Source organism: Candidatus Amarolinea dominans (assembly GCF_016704685.1).
GTDB lineage: Bacteria > Chloroflexota > Anaerolineae > SSC4 > Amarolineaceae > Amarolinea > Amarolinea dominans.
Genome location: NZ_JADIZS010000022.1, coordinates 1 through 19,296, shown reverse-complemented (window position 1 = coordinate 19,296; position 19,296 = coordinate 1). Strand labels below are relative to the sequence as shown.

The following is a 19,296-nucleotide window of genomic DNA, read 5'->3' as shown; positions in this document are numbered from 1 at the left end:
CGGTCAGGAATTACAGCATGGCCCAAAAACCAACAGAACCGACCGACTACCGGCGTTACCGTCGCGAAACCGACCGCAAGCTGCTGATCGCAGTGCTGGCCCTCCTCGTGGTGGGCGGCGGCGCCTTGATCGGCCTCATCTACGGCGGCTGGGCCGCGGCCACCGCGCTGATCTGCCTGCTGGCCGGCGCCGGCGTCATCCTCGTCCTCTGGCTGCTGCTGAGCCTGCTCGAACGCTGGATCAACGAATCGGAATGAGCAGCCGGGCGCCTACCGCAGCACCGCGCTGCAATCGTAAGGCGCGGCATCGAGCGGCCCAAAACTCACGCAGGGAATGCACAGACCGCTGCCGGTGAGGGCAACGGCGGTCAACGGCTGTCGGACGCGCACAGCAAACAGGCGCTTGACAGCCGGGTTATCGGTGTCAATTTCGCTGCCGCGAGCCACCTGTGCGCCATCGGCGCCATAACCGGCCATTTGCACCGGGTTGTCCTGCGGCGCGCCGGTGGCGGCGACCGGGTTGAAGGATACGATGGACACCTGGCGCATCTGACACTTCAGGCTGCTGAAGTCCATGCGCAGGGTGGCGCCGTAGAGCGCGGGCAGCGGGAAATTGCCGCCGCAGTAGGCGCCCGCGTACTGTCCCTCGCCCAGGGTGAAGACCACGTATCCCTCGCCCGCAGGCGCCGGCATACGGAACTTGCTCCAGTCGTCGGTCTGTGCGTCCTGAAAATTGAGCACGAAATTGCAGTCTGGCGCCGCACTGCCCGTCGCGCCCGGAATCCCATCCGGAAAAACGGCCTCCTGCACATCTTGCACCGTGCTCCCGGCGCGGGCGCTCCGGTACCAGGCCAGCAACCGCGCCCACCGCTCCTCGCCCAGCGTCACCGGTTCGTTGGCCGGGCCGCTGGGATCGGTCCAGGAAGCCTGCCCCGCGCCGACGCTCCACTCGACCTGCGGCTCGTTCCAGGAATGCACGCGCACGCTGTCCTTGAACCCAAACACCCAATCGCGACCGCTGCCGGCTTCACTCACCACCAGGAACTCGGTGCCGGTGGAGACCACCTCCAACAGATTGGTCTGCACACTGACGCGGGACGTGGCCGCGGCTTGATCCACGCGGCCAAACAGCGCGCCGAAGCTCAACAGGACCGTAACCACCGGATCGCTATCGCGTACCGGCACGCTCTTGAGCGCCAGGTCGCCATCGCGAAACACCTCCAGGGTGATCGCGTCGCCAAAACGCAGCAGCGCCCGCCCGCTGGCGCTGACATCCAACTGATCGCCCGTGCGCAGATCGGTCGTTGCGCTCGTCGCCAGGGGTTGAAAAGCGCGATTACCGCCGGTGCGCACGGTCACCGCGTCCAGCTCCGCCTCCGCCTTGACCGTCTCCGACCGGCGGCCGCCGCAGCCGGCCAACAGCAGGCCGATGCAAAGCATCATCGTGCCAACGCGTAACATGCGAGACGCCATGATTCCCTCCCCTTCAATCTTTAGAAAAAGCGCCGAGCGCCCACGCCAGGCTGGCGCCGATCACAGCGCCGGTCAAACCGGCCTCCAGATCGAGAAAATCCAGGGCCAGGCCAAAGCGATTCGCCAGGATCATCCCCGCCGCGCCGGCCGCCAGGGCCGTGATGATCCGCAGGCGAAAATTGCCCGACGCCAGGCCCACCCCCAACAGGAGCGCCAGGCCCAGGCTGCTGACCAGCCACAGGGGCGGCGCCTGCGCGGCGATCAGGCCGACCGCGCCCAGGATCAGGCTGAAGGCCAGGCTGCCGCCCACGGCCCCGCCCAGCGCCGCGCCGGCCCACGGCCTTTCCTGCCAGATGACCTGGCCCAACGCCCGCGCCGCGCTGACCAGGGCGCCCCCGCCCGCGCCCAGCAGCCCCATGACGACGGCCACCACGAAAATTGCCGCCGGCGCCATCGTCTCGGTCAGCGTCTGGCGCCGGTCGTAATAGAGCAGGGCCAGCAGGCCAAAACCGAGGCCAAAGCCCAGCGCGCCGCCGACGACGCCGGCGATCGTTTGCCGGCGAACGAAGACCGCGGCGCGCTGATAGCGCCGCCGGCTGGTCAGCCAGAACGCGGCGCGCTGATCGGCCGCGGGCAGGCCGGCCAGCGCGCGGGGGTTGACATCACGCGCCGCGCCCAGGGCCAGGAGGGCGGCCGGGCGCTGCGCCGGGTCGGCCAGGGCCGCGGCCAGGGATGGCTCGCGCGCGTCGCCGGCCAGACGGCCAAAGGCCTCCGCGGCCGCGGTGCGCACCGCCGGCTCCGCGTCGGTCAGCGCTGCCTGCACCAGCGCGGGGAGAATGGCGGGCGTCATGGCATCCGGCGCGCTGACGCCCAGGCGCGCGGCGGCTTGCATGCGGCCCTCCGCCTCGCGGTGCGTCAGCAGGTCGAGCAGCACCTGCGTGCGCAGGCCGGCTTCGGGCGTCAGCGCCAGCCAGGCATCCACCTGGCGGTTGTAGCGCACCGCGCAGCGCAGCAAGAAGGCGGCGGCTTCCGGCGTCAGGCGCAGGCGGCCGCGCTGCGCGTCGAGCAGATCGAAATCGCCCTGCGAGGCGAACGAGCGCCGCGCCTGCCAATCGGCCAGCAGCCGCGCCAGCAGTTCCTGCGCCTGTTTGAGCGCCGTCTCTTGGGCGTCCAGCCAGCCGGCAATGCGCGCAGCCAGGTAATCATGCGCCAACTCGAAGCGATCATCGTCCAGGCGGCGCAGCAGGCGCTGACCGAGCAGGCGATTCAGCAGGGCCGCGGCAATGGGGACCGGCAGACCGCTGGCCGCGGCGACTTCGTCCACGCTCAGCACCGCCTTCGTCTGGTTGGATGTCACCAGGCTGGCGAGCACCGCCTGCACCTGCGGTCGTTCCTCATCGCTGTACGCGGCCAGCGCGTCGCTGAGATACGCGGCCAGAATGCCCGCGGCGCCGCTCACCTGCTGGTAGTCGGCCAGGGTGATGGCCGCGCCGGGCCGGCCAAACTGGCGGTAGAGGCGGTCGCACACCAGTTGCAGTTGCGGCGGCGCCACGCCGTCCTGCCACAGATCGCGCAGCAGGCGCTCTACCAGCGCCGGCTCGAAGGTCACGCCAAAACGAGCGGCCGGGCCGCTGATGGCCTCGCCCGCGCCTTCCCACGACAGGCGGTCCAGCCAGTAGCGGCGGTCGAACAGGCCGGGCAGTTGCCTTTCCAGGCCGGCCAACTGCGGCAAGAAATCGCTGCGCAGGGCCAGCACCACCCGCCAATCGCGGCCGCGGTCGGCCAGGGCGGCCATCAACGCCTGCGCAAAGGCCTGGCGCCGGGCCTCGCCCCACAGCAGCACCATTTCCTCGGCCTGGTCCAGGATCAACACCGCCGCAGGGGGCAGATCGGGCAGGGCGCCGGCGCTTGCCTCCAGGTCTCGCACCCGCAGCAGGCGGACGTGAAAGCCGGCGCGGACCAGCCGCGGGGTCACGCCGGCGGCCAGCAGGGAAGTTTTGCCGCTGCCCGATTCACCGTAGAGCACGACCAGGGGATTGGCCAGGATTTTGTTCGCCAGCCGCGCGCTGTCCTCCTCGCGGCCAAAGAAGATGGCCGCGTCGCCGGCCGCGAACGCGTCCAGGCCCTTGTAGGGCGAAGCGGGCAGGGGCGCGTCCGGCGTCGGTTCGACCGCGGCCGCGACCGCCATCGCCGCTGGCGAGGTCAGCGCCTGGATGTCGGCCAGCAACCGCTGCAAGAACTGCGCCGCGTTTTCGGACAGCAGCATCACCCCTTTTTGCGCCCAGTACTGCTGATCGGCCGGCGTGAGCGGCTGTTCGATGACCGCGTAGGCCTGGCGCCGGTGCTGGCGCACGCTGCGCGTCACCTGGGCAAAGAGGCGTCTGAAGGCCGGGGAACTGAGATCATAGCCCAGGAAGATCAGCGTTTTGGTGGCGAAGAAGGCGCGCATCAGGTCGGACAGGGTGGGCAGCCGGGCCAGGAATTCATCGAAGTCGTCTTCGGTGATGACCAGGGAGTCAGGCTGGCTGAGATCGCCCTGCATTTTGATGACGACCACTTTGCTCTCATCGAAGTAGGGCACGTCCGCGTCGCGCACGATGAGGACATAGGATTTGCCGGCCATGCGCAGCGCCTCTTCGAGCAGGGCGTCATAGGCGGTGGTGATGATCTTGGAAGAAGGGAGCACGGCTTGGGCCAACAGTTCGTGCAGCGCGGAAGGTTGCAGGGCCAGGCTGTGCAGCGCGTCGCGCAGGGCCTGCACCAGGGGTTGGCGCCCGCGCAGGGCTTCGAAGTCACGCGCCACCGCGGCCAGCGAACGATCCGGCCGGTCGTAGCCGATCTGCTGGGCCAGCAACTCGGTGATTTGCGTCAGCGGCAGGGGCGCGGCGTCACCGCGCAGGCTGTCGCCCACGAAGAGCAGTGCGTTGTCGGCCGCCAGCTCGGCGGCCAGGTCACGTGTCAGGGTCATTGGCTGCGCTCGCACGGTGCAGGGCGGAGGGGATTTACCGGCCGGGAACATTCGTCGAACTGATTGTACCACCAAACAACGGGTCACGAAAAGTTGCACGCATACCCAATTTGCGTTATGCTTGTGCCCGAATCGCTGGCTTGTAATTGAGGGAAAAATGTTCCATCAGTTATATCACGTTGTAGATTTCGACATCTTGCATGACTATGTCGTGTGGGTCAGATTCAATGATGACGCGGAGCAGGTTATTGATTTCGAGCCGATGCTTCACGGAGAAATCTGGGGTCCTTTGCGCGACAAGGACATGTTCAACCAGGCGATGATTGACCCAATTGCACGCACACTGTGCTGGCCGACTGGCGCCGATTTTGATCCCGAGACCCTGCGACACTGGCCGATCTATCAGGATGAATTGGTAATGCGAGCACGGCAATGGGACGCTGTTTTGGCCTAGACAAATAGCAGATCACGAACAATTGCACATATATCCTATTTGCGTATGCTTGTGTTTCGTTAGTATTGGAGGAGCGATGACAACTGCGATTCTGACCAGACCAGCACCAACTCGATATGAGCATGTTTCACTGGATGACCAGCGGGTGCCGTGGATTGCCGGAACCACCATGAAGGTCATCGAGCTTGTCCTGGATTATCAGACGCATGGCTGGAGTCCTGAGGAACTGCGTTTTCAGCATCCCTACTTGACGCTTGGTCAAATCCATTCGGCTCTGGCCTACTATTGGGATCATCAGGAACAACTCGATGACGACATTCAGCGACGCCTGCGAAAAGTCGAACGGCTGCGGCGTCAGGCGCGAGTCTCATCATTGCAGGCTCGCTTGAGAAGTGAGCAAATCCAGTGACGCTTGCGCTGTATATGGATCATCATGTGCCACGGGGGGGGGGCCCCCCCCGGGGGGCCCCCGCGGGGGGGGGGGGGGGGGGCGCCCGGGGGGGGGGGGGGGGGGGGCCCCCGCCCCCCCCCCCCCCCCCGCCGGGGGGGGGGGGGGGGGGTTTTTTTCCTTTTTCCCCGGGGGGGGGGGGCGTCCGGGGGGGGGCCGCCCGGCGGGGGGGGGGGGACGCTTTTTTTTTGTTTTTTTTTTCCCCCCCCGGGGGGAAATTTTTTGGGGGGGGGGGTCCCCGGGTTTGGGGGGGGGGGCCCAGGCTGGCGATGTCAGTGACATGAACAATTACGTATTGTTTCTTCCGCTTTAGCGCGAACATCCCTGAACATTGTGATAAGAAGAGGTTTGAGTACACGATGGCAAATTTCACCCATAACCAGTATGGCTCGCGCGCGGTGCTCGAAACCGCGGGCGGGCCTGTTCATTATTATCGGCTGGCGGCCCTGGAAGAGGCCGGCCTGGCCGCGGTCTCGCGCCTGCCGTTTTCGATCAAAATCCTGCTCGAAACCGCGCTGCGCAACTGGGACGACTTCCTGGTGACGGAGAAGGACATCCTCAACCTGGCGACCTGGAATCCGCAGGCGCCGGCGCAGGTGGAGATTCCGTTCATGACCGGGCGCGTCATCATGCAGGACTTCACCGGCGTGCCGGCCGTGGTTGACCTGGCCGCGCTGCGCGCCGCGATGGCGCGGCTGGGCGGCGACCCGCAGCGCATCAACCCACTGATTCCGGCCGACCTGGTGATTGACCATTCGGTGCAGGTGGACAACTTCGCCACCAGCACCGCCCTGCTCTTCAACGCCGAGCGCGAGTTCGAACGCAACCGCGAGCGCTACGAGTTCCTGCGCTGGGGTCAGCAGTCCTTCAGCAATTTCCGCGTCGTGCCGCCCGCCACCGGCATCGTTCACCAGGTCAACCTGGAATACCTGGCCTCGGTGGTGCGCACGGAAACCACCACGCAGGGGGACATCGTGGCCTTCCCCGATACCCTGGTGGGCACCGATTCGCACACCACCATGATCAACGGCCTGGGCGTGCTCGGTTGGGGCGTGGGCGGCATCGAGGCCGAGGCTGCCATGCTCGGCCAGCCGATGTACATGCTGCTGCCCGAAGTGATCGGCGTCAAAATCATCGGCCAACTGCCGCAGGGCGCCACCGCCACCGACCTGGCCCTGCGCGTGACGCAGCTCCTGCGCGCCCGCGGGGTTGTGGGCAAGTTCGTCGAGTTCTACGGCGATGGCGTGGGCCGCATGAGCCTGGCCGACCGCGCCACGATTGCCAACATGGCGCCCGAATACGGCGCGACCATGGGCTTCTTCCCGGTGGATGCCGAAACGCTGCGCTACCTGGCCGGCACCGGCCGCAGCGCCGGGCTGGTGGACCTGGTCGAACGCTACTGCCGGGCGCAGGGCCTTTTCCGCACCGATGGCATGGCCGAACCGCAGTTCACCGACACGCTGACGCTTGACCTGGCGACAATCGAGCCGAGCCTGGCCGGGCCGAAGCGGCCGCAGGACCGCGTGGCCCTGGCCAACGCCAAGCAGTCGTTCGAGGCGGCGCTGACCGCGCCGATTGCCCAACGCGGCTTCGCGCTCAGTCCGGAGTCCACCGGCGCCGCGGCCACCGTCAGCTACGAACACGAAACGATTGATCTGCGCCACGGTTCAGTGGTCATCGCGGCCATCACGAGCTGCACCAACACCTCCAACCCGTCGGTCATGATCGGCGCCGGGCTGGTGGCGAAAAGGGCCGTGGAACGCGGGCTGCGCGTTGCGCCCTACGTCAAGACCAGCCTGGCGCCCGGTTCGCGGGTCGTCACCGATTACCTGGCCGAGGCTGGTCTGACGCCCTACCTGGAGGCGCTGGGCTTCCACACCGTGGGCTACGGTTGCACCACCTGCATCGGCAACAGCGGCCCGGTGCCCGACGCCGTGGCCGATGCGATCAGGGAGGAGAACCTGGTTGCCGTGGCCGTGTTGAGCGGCAACCGCAACTTCGAGGGACGCATCAGCCCCTCGGTGCGCGCCAATTATCTGACCTCGCCGCCGCTGGTGGTGGCCTTTGCCCTGGCCGGACGGATAGACGTGGATCTGACCACAGAGCCGGTCGGTACGGACCGCAACGGCAATCCGGTCTTCCTGCACGAAATCTGGCCGAGCCAGGCAGAGGTGCAGGCGACTGTCGCCAGGGCGCTCAAGCCGGAGATGTACGAAAGACAGTATGGCAACGTCTTTGGCGCGAACGAAACCTGGAACGCGATCAAGATTCCTGAAGGCAAGCTGTACGACTGGGACCCCGCTTCCAGCTACATCCAGGAGCCGACTTTCTTCGAGGCTCTCTCGCCTGAACCGGGAGCGATGGAGAACATTCTGGGTGCGCGCGTGCTGGTCATGGTGGGCGATTCGGTCACCACCGATCACATCTCGCCGGCGGGCAACATCGCGAAGAACAGCCCGGCCGGACGCTATCTCATGTCGTTGGGCGTACAGCCGGCCGCTTTCAACTCCTACGGCGCGCGCCGCGGCAACCATGAGGTGATGATGCGCGGCACCTTTGCCAACATCCGCCTCAAGAACCTGATGCTGAACGGCGTCGAGGGCGGTTACACGCTCTACCTGCCGACCGGCGAACAGATGAGCATCTACGACGCGGCCATGCAGTACAAGGCCGACGGCACGCCGCTGGTTATCCTGGCCGGCAAGGAGTACGGCTCCGGCAGTTCACGCGACTGGGCGGCCAAGGGCGCCATGCTCCTGGGCGTCAGGGCGGTCATCGTGGAGAGCTTCGAGCGCATCCATCGCAGCAACCTGGTGGGCATGGGCGTCCTGCCGCTGCAGTTCCTGCCCGGCGAAAATGTCCAGACCCTGGGACTAAGCGGCCAGGAGACCTTCGACATCAGCGGCGTGGATGACGCCATGCAGCCCGGCCAGACCCTGAACGTGCGCGCCACCCGGCCCGATGGCGCGGTGATCCGGTTCCAGGCGCTGTCGCGCATTGACACGCCGGTCGAGGTGGAATACTACCGTCACGGAGGGATCTTGCAGTTCGTCCTGCGCAAGATGTTGAGAGGATAACGCCAGGATCCGAAGGCATGGCTCATGTCAATTGGAATTCCTGCATCTATGGGGTTACGTTCATGTCGCTAAATCGGGCGGCAGATCGCGAGGTTGCAGCAGCAGGTTGATGCCGGCAATGATCTCGCGCACGCGCGTGGGTGACAAAGCGCCGATGACCTCATCCAATTGGTCGCGATCCACGGTGAAGACCTGCGAGATATTGACCACACTGCGCTTGGACAGATTGCCTTCGTTCGCATCCAACAGCACATTGCCGGGCGCGTTGGCCCGCTTCAGGTTCGACGTCAGTGCGCAAACCACGACGGTCCGAATCTGGCTGCGATTGAACAGATTATTCTGCACGACCACGTGCGGATGCCGATAGCCCGGCTCGGATCCTGAGGGTTCACCCAGTTCAACCCAGTAGATGTCGCCCTGGCTGATTACCATTCGCCCTCCACGGTGCGGCGGTGAGTGCGCCGCGCAGCCTGACGCAGTGTATCTTCGGCCGGGTTCGGTTCATCGGCATACGCCGCATTGATCTTGGCGAGCAGTTCCCTGTTCTGCTGGCGATGGATGTAATCTTCCAACGCAAGGACGAACAGGCGGCTGCGCGAAATGTGCAGTTCCCGCGCCAGGATCTCTGCTTGATCGAAGAGCGCCTTGGGTAATGAAATGGTCGTCTTGACGTTTTGCATGATTGGTTATACCTTTCTTTCTAAATCCGCGGCCAATGTTGATTGACCGGCGGCGTCATGGTACAATTCTATCGTTGGAGTGTATCCGATCTGTGCGCCACAGAATGTGAAGGAAAACGCCGATGCGATTTTTCAATACCGAAGGCCCGGTCAACTGCCAGTATCATTATTGCCTGCCGCCGTTGGACCGCATCGGCCTCGACGAATTGCTGACGCTGATCGAGCGCCAGAAGTACTTTCTGCTCCATGCGCCGCGGCAAACCGGCAAGACCACCTATCTGTTGGCTTTGACCGAGTACCTGAACCAGGGCGGCCGCTACCAGGCGGTCTACGCCAATCTGGAGGATGTTCAGGCCGCGCGTGAAGATGTCGAAGCCGGGATGAAAGCCGCGGTGCAGTTGATTGCCCGTCGTGCAGCTCAATATTTTCCGGATAGCGAGGCCGAGCAACTGGCGCAGGCGGTCTTGCGCCAGCAATCGGGTTATGTGGCACTGGGCGCGTTCCTGACCGCCTGGTGCAAGCGCTCGCCCAAGCCGGTCGTTCTGTTGCTCGATGAGGTGGACTCCTTGATCGGCGATACCCTCATCTCACTCCTGCGCCAATTGCGCAGTGGCTATGACACGCGTCCGGCGCTCTTTCCCCAGAGCGTCATGTTGTGCGGCGTGCGGGACATCCAGGACTATCGCATTCACTCAAGCATCGAGAAAGCGATCATCACCGGCGGCAGCGCGTTCAACATCAAGGCCAAATCGCTGCGCCTGGGAGATTTCAACCAGGAAGAAATCTTCCTTCTGCTCGGCCAGCATGAGCAGGAAACCGGTCAACCCTTCACACCAGAAGCCCTTGCACTGATCTGGCAATTCACCAACGGCCAGCCCTGGCTGGTCAACGCGCTCGCCTACGAAGCCTGCTTCGAGATGAAGGCCGGTCGCATTCGAACGCAGCCGATCACCGCTGAGTTGATCCAGGAAGCGAAAGAGCGCCTCATCTTGCGCCGGGTCACGCACCTTCATCAGCTCTCGGACAAACTCAAGGAACCGCGCGTGCAGCGCGTGATCGAGCCGATGCTGCGCGGGGATGAGTTGACGCCTGACATCAGCGAGGACGATGTCCAGTACACCCTGGACCTGGGGCTGGTGCGGCGCGGGCCGAACGGACTCGAGGTGGCTAATCGGATCTACGCGGAAGTCATTCCGCGTGAACTGACCGTCGTGCAGCAGATCAAGCTGGAGACGATCGAGCGACCGGCCTGGTACATCGAGGCGGATGGTCAACTGAACATGCCGAAGCTCCTCGCAGCCTTCCAACAGTTCTTCCGAGAAAACTCAGAGTTCTGGCTGGAGCGGTATGAGTACCGCGAGGCGGGGCCGCATTTGCTGTTGCAGGCGTTCTTGCAGCGCATCGTCAACGGCGGCGGTCGCGTGGATCGTGAATACGGCCTGGGGCGCCGGCGCACCGATTTGCTCGTCATCTGGCCGCATGCGGGCGGCGTTCAGCGCGTGGTGATCGAGATCAAACTGCTGCGCAAAGCGCCTGACGCCATTCTGCGCGAAAGCCTGGCGCAGACGGCAGATTATGCGGACAAAGTCGGCGCCACCGACGCCCATCTCCTCCTGTTCGACATTCGCCCCAACCGGCCATGGGACGAGAGAATCTTTCACCGCCAAGAGTCACACCAGGGCCGCACAATCACCGTTTGGGGGATGTGAGGGGGCGCATGGGCCAGGGTGAGGCGACTTCACCCATAGCGCCCGGTCACGTAATCCTCGGTGCGCTGATCTTGCGGTCGTGAGAAGATGACCGGCGTGGCGTCAATCTCGATGATGGTGCCGGATTTGCGATCTTCGGTCAGCATCATCATCGCGGTCAGATCCGACACGCGGGCCGCCTGCTGCATGTTGTGGGTCACGATCACGATGGCGTAGTCCTGCGCCAGCTCCCGCATCAGGTCTTCGACCTTCAACGTCGCAATCGGATCCAGCGCAGAGCACGGTTCATCCATCAGGATCACTTCGGGCTTGACCGCAATCCCGCGCGCGATGCAGAGCCGCTGCTGTTGGCCGAGCGAAAGCCCCAACGCATCCCCGCGCAGGTTATCCTTGACCTCATCCCACAGATGGGCGCTGCGCAGACTGGCCTCGACGATGTCCGCCAGCTCGCCTCCCCGCGCCATGCCCAGCACGGTTGGCCCAAACGCCACGTTGGCAAAGATGGACTGCGGGAAAGGGTTGGGCCGCTGAAAGATCATGCCGACCCGGCGCCGCAGCGCAACCACATCCGCGCCCGGCGCGTAGATGTCCACATCATCCAGCAGCACCTTGCCCACCACCCGCGTGCCCGCAATGGTATCGTTCATGCGGTTGAGGCAGCGCAGAAACGTGGATTTGCCGCAGCCCGACGGCCCAATCAGCGCCGTGATCTTCCGATCGGGTACGTTGATGGCCACATCGGTCAGGGCGCGCTTGGCCCCGTAATAGAAGCCCAGTTGGTCAACGGTGATTTTGTTCATCAGGATCGCTCATCCAAACCTGCCGGTGATGTAGTCTTCGGTGCGTTGATCGGTCGGCGCCACGAACATCTCCTTGCCGCGGCGGTATTCGATCAGTTCACCCATGAGCAAGAAAGCGCTGTAATCCGCGACGCGCGCGGCCTGCTGGACGCTGTGTGGCACGATGACGATCGTGTACTGGCGTTTCAACTGGTACAGCGAATCCTCGACCTTGGCGGTCGAGATGGGGTCCAGCCCAGAGGTTGGCTCGTCCAGCAGCAGCACTTCCGGCTCCAGCGCCAGGCTGCGCGCAATGCACAGCCGCTGCTGTTGGCCGCCTGACAAAGCGCTGGCCGGCGCATCCAGGCGATCCTTGACCTCATCCCACAGCGCGGCCTGCGTCAGGCTGCGCACGACGATCTCCTCCAGCCGCGACCGATCGCGCTCGCCCGCCAGCTTCGGCCCGTAAACGATGTTTTCGCGGATGGTCCCCGGCAGCGGCAGCGGCAGGGCGAAGACCATGCCGACGCGGCGGCGCAGGGCCGACACATCAACGCCGGGCGCGTAGATGTCCTGCCCGTCAATCAGCACCTTGCCCGTCAGCTTCGTGTTGTCCACCAGGTCGTTCAGGCGGTTGATGAGCCGCAGCAGGGTGCTCTTGCCGCTGCCGGCCGGCCCAAAGAGCGCGGTGACCGCGTGTTCGGGGATTTCCAGGGTGATATCGCGCAAGACCGCTTGGTCGGCATACGCGTAGGTGATGTGATCCAGGTAGATTTTAGGCGGTGTTGTCGTTCGAGCAAGCATGGATTGACCGTGTTTTACCATTGTCTCTGCCGCCGGAAGCGGCTGCGGATCAGGGTGGCGACCAGGTTGAGCGAGAGAACCAGGACCAACAGCACCAGCGCAGTGCCGTACTGGATCTCGGCCGGCATACCGGGCACCTGGGTGACGATGACGTAGAGATGATAGGGCAGCGCCATCGTTTGATCGAACGGCGAGCCTGGCAGCTGCGGCAGGTAGAAGGCGGCCACGGTGAAGAGGATCGGCGCGGTTTCGCCGGCCGCGCGCAGCAGGCCAAGGATCACGCCGGTGATGATGCCGGGCAGCGCCTGCGGCAGCACGACCGTGCGCGTGGCCTGCCAGCGCGTGCCGCCCAGGCTGGCGCTGACCGTGCGGAATTCGACCGGCACCGCGCGCAGCGCCTCTTCGGACGTGCTGATGATGACCGGCAGCGTCATGATCGCCAGGGTCAGCGAGCCGGCCAGGATCGAAGTGCCGAACTGCAAGAAGAGCACGAACAGCCCCAGCCCGAACAGCCCATACACGACCGACGGAATGCCGGCCAGGTTGATCACCGCCAGGCGGATCGCGCGCGTCAGCCAGGTGTCGCGGGCATACTCGGCCAGATAGATCGCGCCGGCCACGCCGACAGGAATGGCGGCCAGCGCCGTGCCCAGGGTCAGCAGCAGGGTGCCAACGATCGCCGGGAAGATGCCGCCAGCCTTCATGCCATCCCTGGGCATGGCGGTTAGAAACTCCCAGTTGATGGCGCTGATGCCGCGCACCAGGATAGCGACGATGACCAACAGGATCGGCAACACGACCAGCAGCGCGGCCACGGCGAGCAGTGCGAAGCCGGCGCGTTCAACCCGCTGGCGACGAATGGGGTTTGTCATCATCGCAGCCCTCCCCGCCGGCGCTTCTGGAACATGGTCGAGGCGGCTGCCAGGTTGATCGCAAAGGTCAGTAGAAACAGGATGATGCCGATGCCGAAGAGGATGTGATAGTGCGTGCTGCCCTGGGCTACCTCGCCCATCTCCGCGGCGATGGTCGCGGTCATCGTGCGCACGGGGCGAAAGAGCGAGTCGAGCGAGAGCGGCAGCCGCGCCGCGTTGCCGGTGACCATCATCACCGCCATCGTTTCGCCGATGGCCCGGCCCATCCCCAGCATCGCCGCGGTCAAGATGCCGGAGCGGGCGGCCGGCACCACCACGCGCCAGATCGTCTGCCAACGAGTCGCACCCATCGCGAGCGCTGCGTCGCGATAGCTCTTAGGCACCGCGTCCAGCGCGTCTTCAGCCACGCTGATCATGGTGGGCAGCGCCATGTAGGCCAAAATCAGTGCGCCGGTAAAAGCGGTCAGCCCGGTCGGCGCGCCAAGCACCTGACGGACGAGCGGCGCCAGCACGATGATGCCGAAAAAGCCCAGCACCACCGACGGGATGCCCGCCAACACCTCGATCATCGGCTTGAGCAGATCGCGCGCCCAGCCCGGCGCCACCTCGCGCACGAAGACCGCCGTCGCCAGTCCCAATGGCAGCGCGATGGCAATCGCCGTCACCGTCACCACGACTGAGCCGAGAATCAGCGGCAGCGTACCAAACAGGTCGAAAGTGGGATACCAGCGGGCGCCGAAGAGGTTGGCCGCATCCACCGTGAAAAACGCCGGCAACCCTTCGCGCAGCAGAAAGAGAAAGATCAGCAGGACAAAGGCAACGGTCGAAAAGCCTAAGACGCGAATCAGCGTTTCGACAGCAAATTCACCCCAACGAGCGTACAAGGACCTGAACATGAACACCTACCTCAGCGGAACGAACCCCAACTCCACGACCAACGCCTGACCGTCGCGCAGGATCCAATCCAGGTAATCCTTCACCTGGCCCGTGGGTTGACCGGCCGTAATCATGAAGAGGGGACGCGAGACGGGATAGGAGCCGTCATTGACAGTAGCAACGGACGGCTTGACGTAAGGTCCGTCGGGGTCCTGGGCCACGGCGATCACCTTTTGGTCAGAGGTCACATATCCCAGGCCATCGTAGCCGATGGCGTTCGGATTCTGCCGCACTTCGGCGCTGATTCCTTCGGAGGACGGCATCAGGAGCGTATCCGGCGAGAAGAGGATGTCGCTCTTCTGGCCCAGCCGCAGTACGTTTTCCAGGAAGTAAACGTAAGTGCCGGAGTTCGATTCGCGTGACAGCAGCACGATGGGCCGATCCTCGCCGCCCACCTGCCGCCAGTTGGTGATCTTGCCCTGATAGATGTCGGAGATCTGCGCCAGGGTCAGCCCGTTGACGGGGTTGGAGGGATTGACTACGACCGCAATCGCATCCCGCGCCACGGCGAATTCGATTGGCGTGATGCCGTTCTTCCGGGCCGCGTCGAACTCCTCCTGCTTCATGGCTCGCGACGCGTTGGCAATGTCGGTCGTGCCATTGATCAACGCCGCGATCCCGGTGCCCGACCCGCCCCCGGTCACAGAAATCCGCACGCCGGGGTGCGCGGGCATGTAACGCTCGGCCCAGGCCAGCGCCAGGTTGACCAACGTGTCGGAGCCGGTATTTTGGATCACGCTGGCGACCGTGGTCGTCGTTTCGCCCGCCGCCGCGGGGCGCGACGCACATCCGGGCAGCAGCGCGAGTAGGCCTAGCCCGAGCAGAGCCAGCCCAACCCAAGTTCCTTTTCTGGACATCCAACCTCCGGTGAAAGGGTAAAAAGTCGCCATGACGAGGTCTGTCTTCGGCATATCTCTATTATAACCGCTCTGACCGTTCGCGCTAGTACGGCCTCAACGGTTGCATGGCTGCCAGGTGTTTTGGGCACATGAAACCTGGTTCTCCCGCACTGCGCGTGGTTATCGCCAGATTTGACATATTCCCATATCGAAATATGATGTCGGCATGGCACGCTTAGCAACAACTTCAGACGCCTTCAACGCGGTGGCGGAACCACAACGCCGCCACATCCTCGACCTGCTCGCGCAAGGCGAGCGATCGGTGAATGAGATCGCCGCCTTGCTCGAGCTCAAGCAGCCGCAAGTTTCCAAGCACCTGCGGGTCTTACGCGAGGTCGAACTGGTCAGCGTGCGTGAGTTGGGACAGCAGCGGCTGTATCGGCTGCAAGGCGAAGGTCTGAAGCCCGTCCACGATTGGGTTAAGCCATTCGAGCACTTATGGCGCGAGCGTTTTGATCGCCTGGCCGACTATCTCAAAGAATGGCAGACACAAGGAGACCGTATGCAGAAAATCACCCCATTCCTGTGGTTCGACGACAATGCCGAAGAGGCGGCGAACTTCTATGTCTCAGTCTTCAAAAATTCGAAGATCCTAAGCGTTACTCGACAGCAGAAAGACGGGCCACATCCAGAGGGAGCGACTTTTACTGTGTCGTTCCAGCTCGATGGGCAAGAATTTGCCGCACTTAACGGCGGCCCGCACTTCATCTTCACGGAGGCCATCTCGCTTTTCGTGAACTGTGAGACGCAGGAAGAAGTGGACGAGCTGTGGGAAAAGCTGACGGAAGGCGGAGAAGAATCAAGGTGCGGCTGGTTAAGAGATAAATATGGACTGTCGTGGCAAATCATTCCCACCATTTTGGGCGAGTTGCTGCAAGACAAAGACCCTACGAAGTCAGGAAGGGTCATGCAGGCCATGCTGCAAATGAGCAAAATTGACATCAAAGCGTTGCAACAAGCCTATGACGCGGCCTAAGCAAGCGCACAACCATCGAATTGCACTTGCTCGGCTGGCAAATCAAGGCATCTCCCACCCCACGTTTGCCGAGGCTGGCGATGTCGTAGCCTGGTTGGGTGCACTGCAGGCGCAGGATTATGGCGGGACACTGTGGGCGATTGGGCTGCGCATGGCTGGCGCGACCGAGCAAGGCATCGAACAGACGATAGCCGAGCGAACCATCGTGCGCACCTGGCCGATGCGCGGCACGCTGCATTTTGTCGCCGCAAACGATGTGCGTTGGATGCTTGCGCTGCTCGCCCCGCGGGTGATTGCCGGGAGTGTCGGCCGCTCTCGCCAGCTTGAATTGGACGAAGCGACCTTTGCGCGCAGCAAAGAGGTGTTTGCCAAAGCCCTTCAGGGCGGCAAGCAGCTCACCCGCGACGAAATGCTTCAAGCGCTGGAGCAAGCCACTATCTCCACGACCGGCCAGCGTGGCTACCATCTCCTCGCGCGGTCGGCGCAGGATGGGCTGATCTGCTTTGGATCGAGACGTGGAAAACAGCATACGTTTGCGCTACTCGACGATTGGGTTCCACAGACCAAGCCCCTGGCGCGCGACGAGGCGTTGGCTGAGCTGACCAGGCGTTATTTCAGCGGACATGGGCCGGCCACGGTGCAAGATTTGATGCGGTGGGCAGGGCTTACGGCGGCAGAGGCGAAAATAGGCTTGGAGGCAGCCGGGAAGGATCTGATCCACGAAACCATCGCGGAACGCGTTTATTGGCTGGCGCGCGACCTGCCAGACTTGATTAATGGAATCAAAACTACTTATTTGCTGCCTGGCTTTGACGAATATGTGCTTGGCTATGGTGATCGCAGCGCCGTGCTCGATCCGGCCAACGCCCAAAGCATCTGCCCCGGCAGCAACGGCATGTTCATCCCAACCCTGGTGATAGATGGCGAGGTTACAGGGACATGGAAACGCACCTTCAAGAAGAACGCCGTCGTCATCGAAGTAGCGCCCTTCCGACCTTTGACCCCAGCGGAGAATCATGCGATAGACGCCGAGGCCGAGCGGTATGGTGAGTTTCTCGATCTGCCAGTCGTGTTGCCTCACACAAGCAGTCCCTAACCGGGCTAGACAGAACCATTTGACAAAATAGAACAAATATTCTATAATCCGTAACACTTTGTAATCTGCGATACTTAATGACGTGCAGGAGAACCATGTCCACTCACATTCAGACCGATCATGGTGCCATTGAAAGGTGAAAGGGATGAACCTCTCAGATAGTCAGCGTTCGTTCTTGGAGAGCAATCAGTCGGCGGCGATGATAACCATAGGTGATGACGGCGCACCTCGGGCAGTACGTGTCGGCGTTGCGCTGGTTGACGGAAAGCTGTGGAGCAGCGGAACGCAGGATCGTGTACGCACTGCGAGGTTGCGTCGTGACCCTCGCTGCACGCTGTTCGTGTTCGATGCCCGTTGGGGGTGGTTGACTCTGGACACGACTGTGCGTATTCTTGAAGGGGCGGATGCACCCAAGATGAATCTGCGTCTCTTCCAGCAAATGCAGAATCGCCCGACTGGGAATCTTAATTGGTTCGGAAGGGAGCTGAGCCTCGAGGAGTTTCTGCATGTGATGGTTGAGGAAAATCGGCTGATTTACGAGTTCGAAGTCATTCGCGGCTACGGATTGATGTAGTTCAGGAGCAGACACGATGACAAACCGTGCCGCTGGGACTCTCGAGGTTGTCATGCAACCACTTGAAAGGAGTAACTTATGAGCAGCGTACGCGTACTGGTTGGGACGCGCAAGGGCGCGTTCATTCTGACGTCGGACGAACGGCGCAAAGAATGGGACGTCGCCGGGCCTCACTTTGCGGGCTGGGAAATTTACCACATTCAGGGGTCACCCGCTGACCCGAATCGGCTGTATGCGTCGCAATCCACCGGTTGGTTCGGGCAACTAATCCAGCGATCCGATGATGGCGGCGCGACCTGGGAGCCGGTGGGCAATGAGTTCGTCTACCAGGGCGTTCCCGGTACGCACCAGTGGTACGACGGCACCCCGCATCCGTGGGAGTTCAAGCGCGTCTGGCGCCTGGAACCATCGCTGACGGATCCGGACACGGTCTACGCGGGAGTGGAAGACGCGGCCATGTTCAAGTCAAGCGACGGCGGGAAGACGTGGCAGGAGCTGGCCGGGCTGCGCAGCGTCAAGGGGAACCTGTGGGCGCCCGGTGCGGGCGGGATGTGTCTGCACACGATTGTGCTGGACCCAAGCGATCCGCAGCGCATGTTCATCGCGATCTCGGCGGCGGGCGCGTTCCGCACCGACGATGGCGGCGAGACCTGGCGGCCGATCAACCGCGGCCTGGTGTCCAACTACGAAATGCCCGACCCTCATGCTGAGGTGGGGCATTGCGTTCACAGTATCGCCATGCATCCGGCGCGTCCGGGTGTGCTGTTCATGCAGAAGCATTGGGATGTGATGCGCAGCGATGACGCCGGCGAGATGTGGCGCGAGGTCAGCGGCAATCTGCCGAGCGACTTTGGCTTTCCAATCGCCATGCATGCGCATGAGCCGGAGACCGTCTATGTCGTGCCGATCAAAAGCGACTCGGAGCATTACCCGCCCGATGGCAAGCTGCGCGTCTACCGCAGCCGCACGGGCGGGAACGAGTGGGAGGCGCTGACCAACGGGCTGCCGCAGAGCAACTGCTACGTCAACGTGCTGCGCAGCGCGCTGGCCGTTGATACACTCGACGCGTGCGGCGTCTACTTTGGCACGACCGGCGGGCAGGTGTACGCATCGGCCGATGCTGGCGACAACTGGGCGCCCATCGTGCGTGATCTTCCGGCTGTCCTGTCTGTCGCGGTCCAAACCCTGCCATGATACGCATCGTGCTCCCCTTCCATCTGCGCAGGCTGGCGAACATCAACAAAGAGGTGGAGCTTCAGGTCGCCGGGCCGGTGACGCAGCGTTCGGTCCTGGACGCGTTGGAGGCGCAGTACCCGATGCTGCGCGGGACCCTCCGCGATCACGTCAGCCAGCGGCGACGAGCGCTGGTCCGCTTCTTCGCCTGCGGCCAGGATGTGTCGCATGAGGCGCCGGATGCCCCGCTGCCCGCGGCAATCGCGACGGGCGCCGAGCCTTTTCTGATCATCGGGGCGATTGCGGGCGGCTGATGGAGTCAGGTGAAAAGCCGGCAGGCACAAGAGGACTTGCTGCACGCGATGGGAGAAGATGGGTG

At 63.5% G+C, this 19,296-nt stretch carries 19 protein-coding genes and 1 pseudogene; 11 read left to right on the top strand and 9 right to left on the bottom strand.

The annotated features are described in order from the left end of the window. Positions 1-17: 17 nt before the first annotated feature. Positions 18-257, top strand: coding sequence for a hypothetical protein (locus tag IPF85_RS15405; RefSeq protein WP_343408962.1), 240 nt, complete (start codon positions 18-20; stop codon positions 255-257). A gap of 12 nt (positions 258-269) precedes the next feature. Here IPF85_RS15405 and IPF85_RS15400 read toward each other — a convergent pair whose 3' ends face one another. Next, entirely contained in the window at positions 270-1,472 is a 1,203-nt protein-coding gene (locus tag IPF85_RS15400) for a hypothetical protein (RefSeq protein ID WP_343408961.1), read from the bottom strand. Between the two features lie 13 nt (positions 1,473-1,485). After that, positions 1,486-4,440 carry an SIR2 family protein gene (locus tag IPF85_RS15395; RefSeq protein ID WP_343408960.1) on the bottom strand — a complete coding sequence of 985 codons (2,955 nt, stop codon included), beginning with the start codon at positions 4,438-4,440 and terminating at the stop codon, positions 1,486-1,488. Positions 4,441-4,597: 157 nt separating this feature from the next. On the opposite strand from IPF85_RS15395, the gene IPF85_RS15390 reads away from it, so the two are divergent. The 3 genes from IPF85_RS15390 (at position 4,598) to acnA (ending at position 8,419) form a co-directional block, all read left to right on the top strand. Beyond that, positions 4,598-4,894: a DUF2442 domain-containing protein gene (locus IPF85_RS15390; RefSeq protein WP_343408959.1), complete on the top strand. Its 297-nt coding sequence runs from the start codon at positions 4,598-4,600 to the stop codon at positions 4,892-4,894. Between the two features lie 76 nt (positions 4,895-4,970). Beyond that, the gene (locus IPF85_RS15385) at positions 4,971-5,303 is read left to right on the top strand and encodes a DUF433 domain-containing protein (protein ID WP_343408958.1); all 333 of its coding nucleotides are present in this window, start codon (positions 4,971-4,973) and stop codon (positions 5,301-5,303) included. Positions 5,304-5,701: 398 nt separating this feature from the next. Next, positions 5,702-8,419: an aconitate hydratase AcnA gene (gene acnA, locus IPF85_RS15380; RefSeq protein WP_343408957.1), complete on the top strand. Its 2,718-nt coding sequence runs from the start codon at positions 5,702-5,704 to the stop codon at positions 8,417-8,419. 60 nt (positions 8,420-8,479) lie between these two features. On the opposite strand, the gene IPF85_RS15375 is transcribed toward acnA, so the two are convergent. Together IPF85_RS15375 and IPF85_RS15370 are read right to left on the bottom strand one after the other, a co-directional pair. Continuing rightward, positions 8,480-8,851, bottom strand: a complete 372-nt coding sequence (locus IPF85_RS15375; RefSeq protein WP_343408956.1) for a type II toxin-antitoxin system PemK/MazF family toxin — start codon at positions 8,849-8,851, stop codon at positions 8,480-8,482. After that, positions 8,845-9,099: a hypothetical protein gene (locus IPF85_RS15370; RefSeq protein ID WP_343408955.1), complete on the bottom strand. Its 255-nt coding sequence runs from the start codon at positions 9,097-9,099 to the stop codon at positions 8,845-8,847. Before IPF85_RS15370 ends, IPF85_RS15375 begins: the two co-directional genes overlap by 7 nt. A 122-nt stretch (positions 9,100-9,221) precedes the next feature. On the opposite strand from IPF85_RS15370, the gene IPF85_RS15365 reads away from it, so the two are divergent. Then, positions 9,222-10,808: an AAA-like domain-containing protein gene (locus IPF85_RS15365; protein ID WP_343408954.1), complete on the top strand. Its 1,587-nt coding sequence runs from the start codon at positions 9,222-9,224 to the stop codon at positions 10,806-10,808. 29 nt (positions 10,809-10,837) lie between these two features. Here the strand turns inward: IPF85_RS15365 and pstB are convergent, their stop codons facing one another. The 5 genes from pstB to IPF85_RS15340 are packed head-to-tail and all read right to left on the bottom strand — an operon-like array spanning position 10,838 to position 15,056. Continuing rightward, positions 10,838-11,608: a phosphate ABC transporter ATP-binding protein PstB gene (pstB, locus tag IPF85_RS15360; protein ID WP_343408953.1), complete on the bottom strand. Its 771-nt coding sequence runs from the start codon at positions 11,606-11,608 to the stop codon at positions 10,838-10,840. A gap of 9 nt (positions 11,609-11,617) precedes the next feature. Then, positions 11,618-12,412, bottom strand: a complete 795-nt coding sequence (locus tag IPF85_RS15355; RefSeq protein ID WP_343408952.1) for a phosphate ABC transporter ATP-binding protein — start codon at positions 12,410-12,412, stop codon at positions 11,618-11,620. Beyond that, positions 12,406-13,266, bottom strand: coding sequence for a phosphate ABC transporter permease PstA (gene pstA / locus IPF85_RS15350; RefSeq protein ID WP_343408951.1), 861 nt, complete (start codon positions 13,264-13,266; stop codon positions 12,406-12,408). Before pstA ends, IPF85_RS15355 begins: the two co-directional genes overlap by 7 nt. Beyond that, entirely contained in the window at positions 13,263-14,159 is an 897-nt protein-coding gene (gene pstC / locus IPF85_RS15345) for a phosphate ABC transporter permease subunit PstC (protein WP_343408950.1), read from the bottom strand. The genes pstA and pstC overlap by 4 nt, the downstream gene beginning before the upstream one ends. 6 nt (positions 14,160-14,165) lie before the next feature. After that, complete coding sequence (locus IPF85_RS15340; protein WP_343408949.1) at positions 14,166-15,056, bottom strand: PstS family phosphate ABC transporter substrate-binding protein; 891 nt, start codon at positions 15,054-15,056, stop codon at positions 14,166-14,168. A gap of 208 nt (positions 15,057-15,264) precedes the next feature. On the opposite strand from IPF85_RS15340, the pseudogene IPF85_RS15335 reads away from it, so the two are divergent. From IPF85_RS15335 to IPF85_RS15310, 6 genes and pseudogenes are all read left to right on the top strand, one after another. Beyond that, positions 15,265-15,489 (top strand): annotated as a pseudogene (locus tag IPF85_RS15335) (metalloregulator ArsR/SmtB family transcription factor); the annotation flags it as partial. A 111-nt stretch (positions 15,490-15,600) separates the two neighbouring features. Then, the gene (locus tag IPF85_RS15330; protein ID WP_343409079.1) at positions 15,601-16,074 is read left to right on the top strand and encodes a VOC family protein; all 474 of its coding nucleotides are present in this window, start codon (positions 15,601-15,603) and stop codon (positions 16,072-16,074) included. Beyond that, positions 16,061-17,170 carry a winged helix DNA-binding domain-containing protein gene (locus IPF85_RS15325; RefSeq protein WP_343408948.1) on the top strand — a complete coding sequence of 370 codons (1,110 nt, stop codon included), beginning with the start codon at positions 16,061-16,063 and terminating at the stop codon, positions 17,168-17,170. The genes IPF85_RS15330 and IPF85_RS15325 overlap by 14 nt, the downstream gene beginning before the upstream one ends. Positions 17,171-17,315: 145 nt before the next feature. Further along, a complete protein-coding gene (locus tag IPF85_RS15320; protein WP_343408947.1) occupies positions 17,316-17,744 on the top strand; it encodes a pyridoxamine 5'-phosphate oxidase family protein in 429 nt (142 codons plus the stop codon). A 78-nt stretch (positions 17,745-17,822) separates the two neighbouring features. After that, positions 17,823-18,938, top strand: a complete 1,116-nt coding sequence (locus IPF85_RS15315) for an exo-alpha-sialidase (RefSeq protein WP_343408946.1) — start codon at positions 17,823-17,825, stop codon at positions 18,936-18,938. Continuing rightward, positions 18,935-19,231, top strand: a complete 297-nt coding sequence (locus IPF85_RS15310; protein ID WP_343408945.1) for a MoaD/ThiS family protein — start codon at positions 18,935-18,937, stop codon at positions 19,229-19,231. Before IPF85_RS15315 ends, IPF85_RS15310 begins: the two co-directional genes overlap by 4 nt. Positions 19,232-19,296 lie beyond the last annotated feature (65 nt).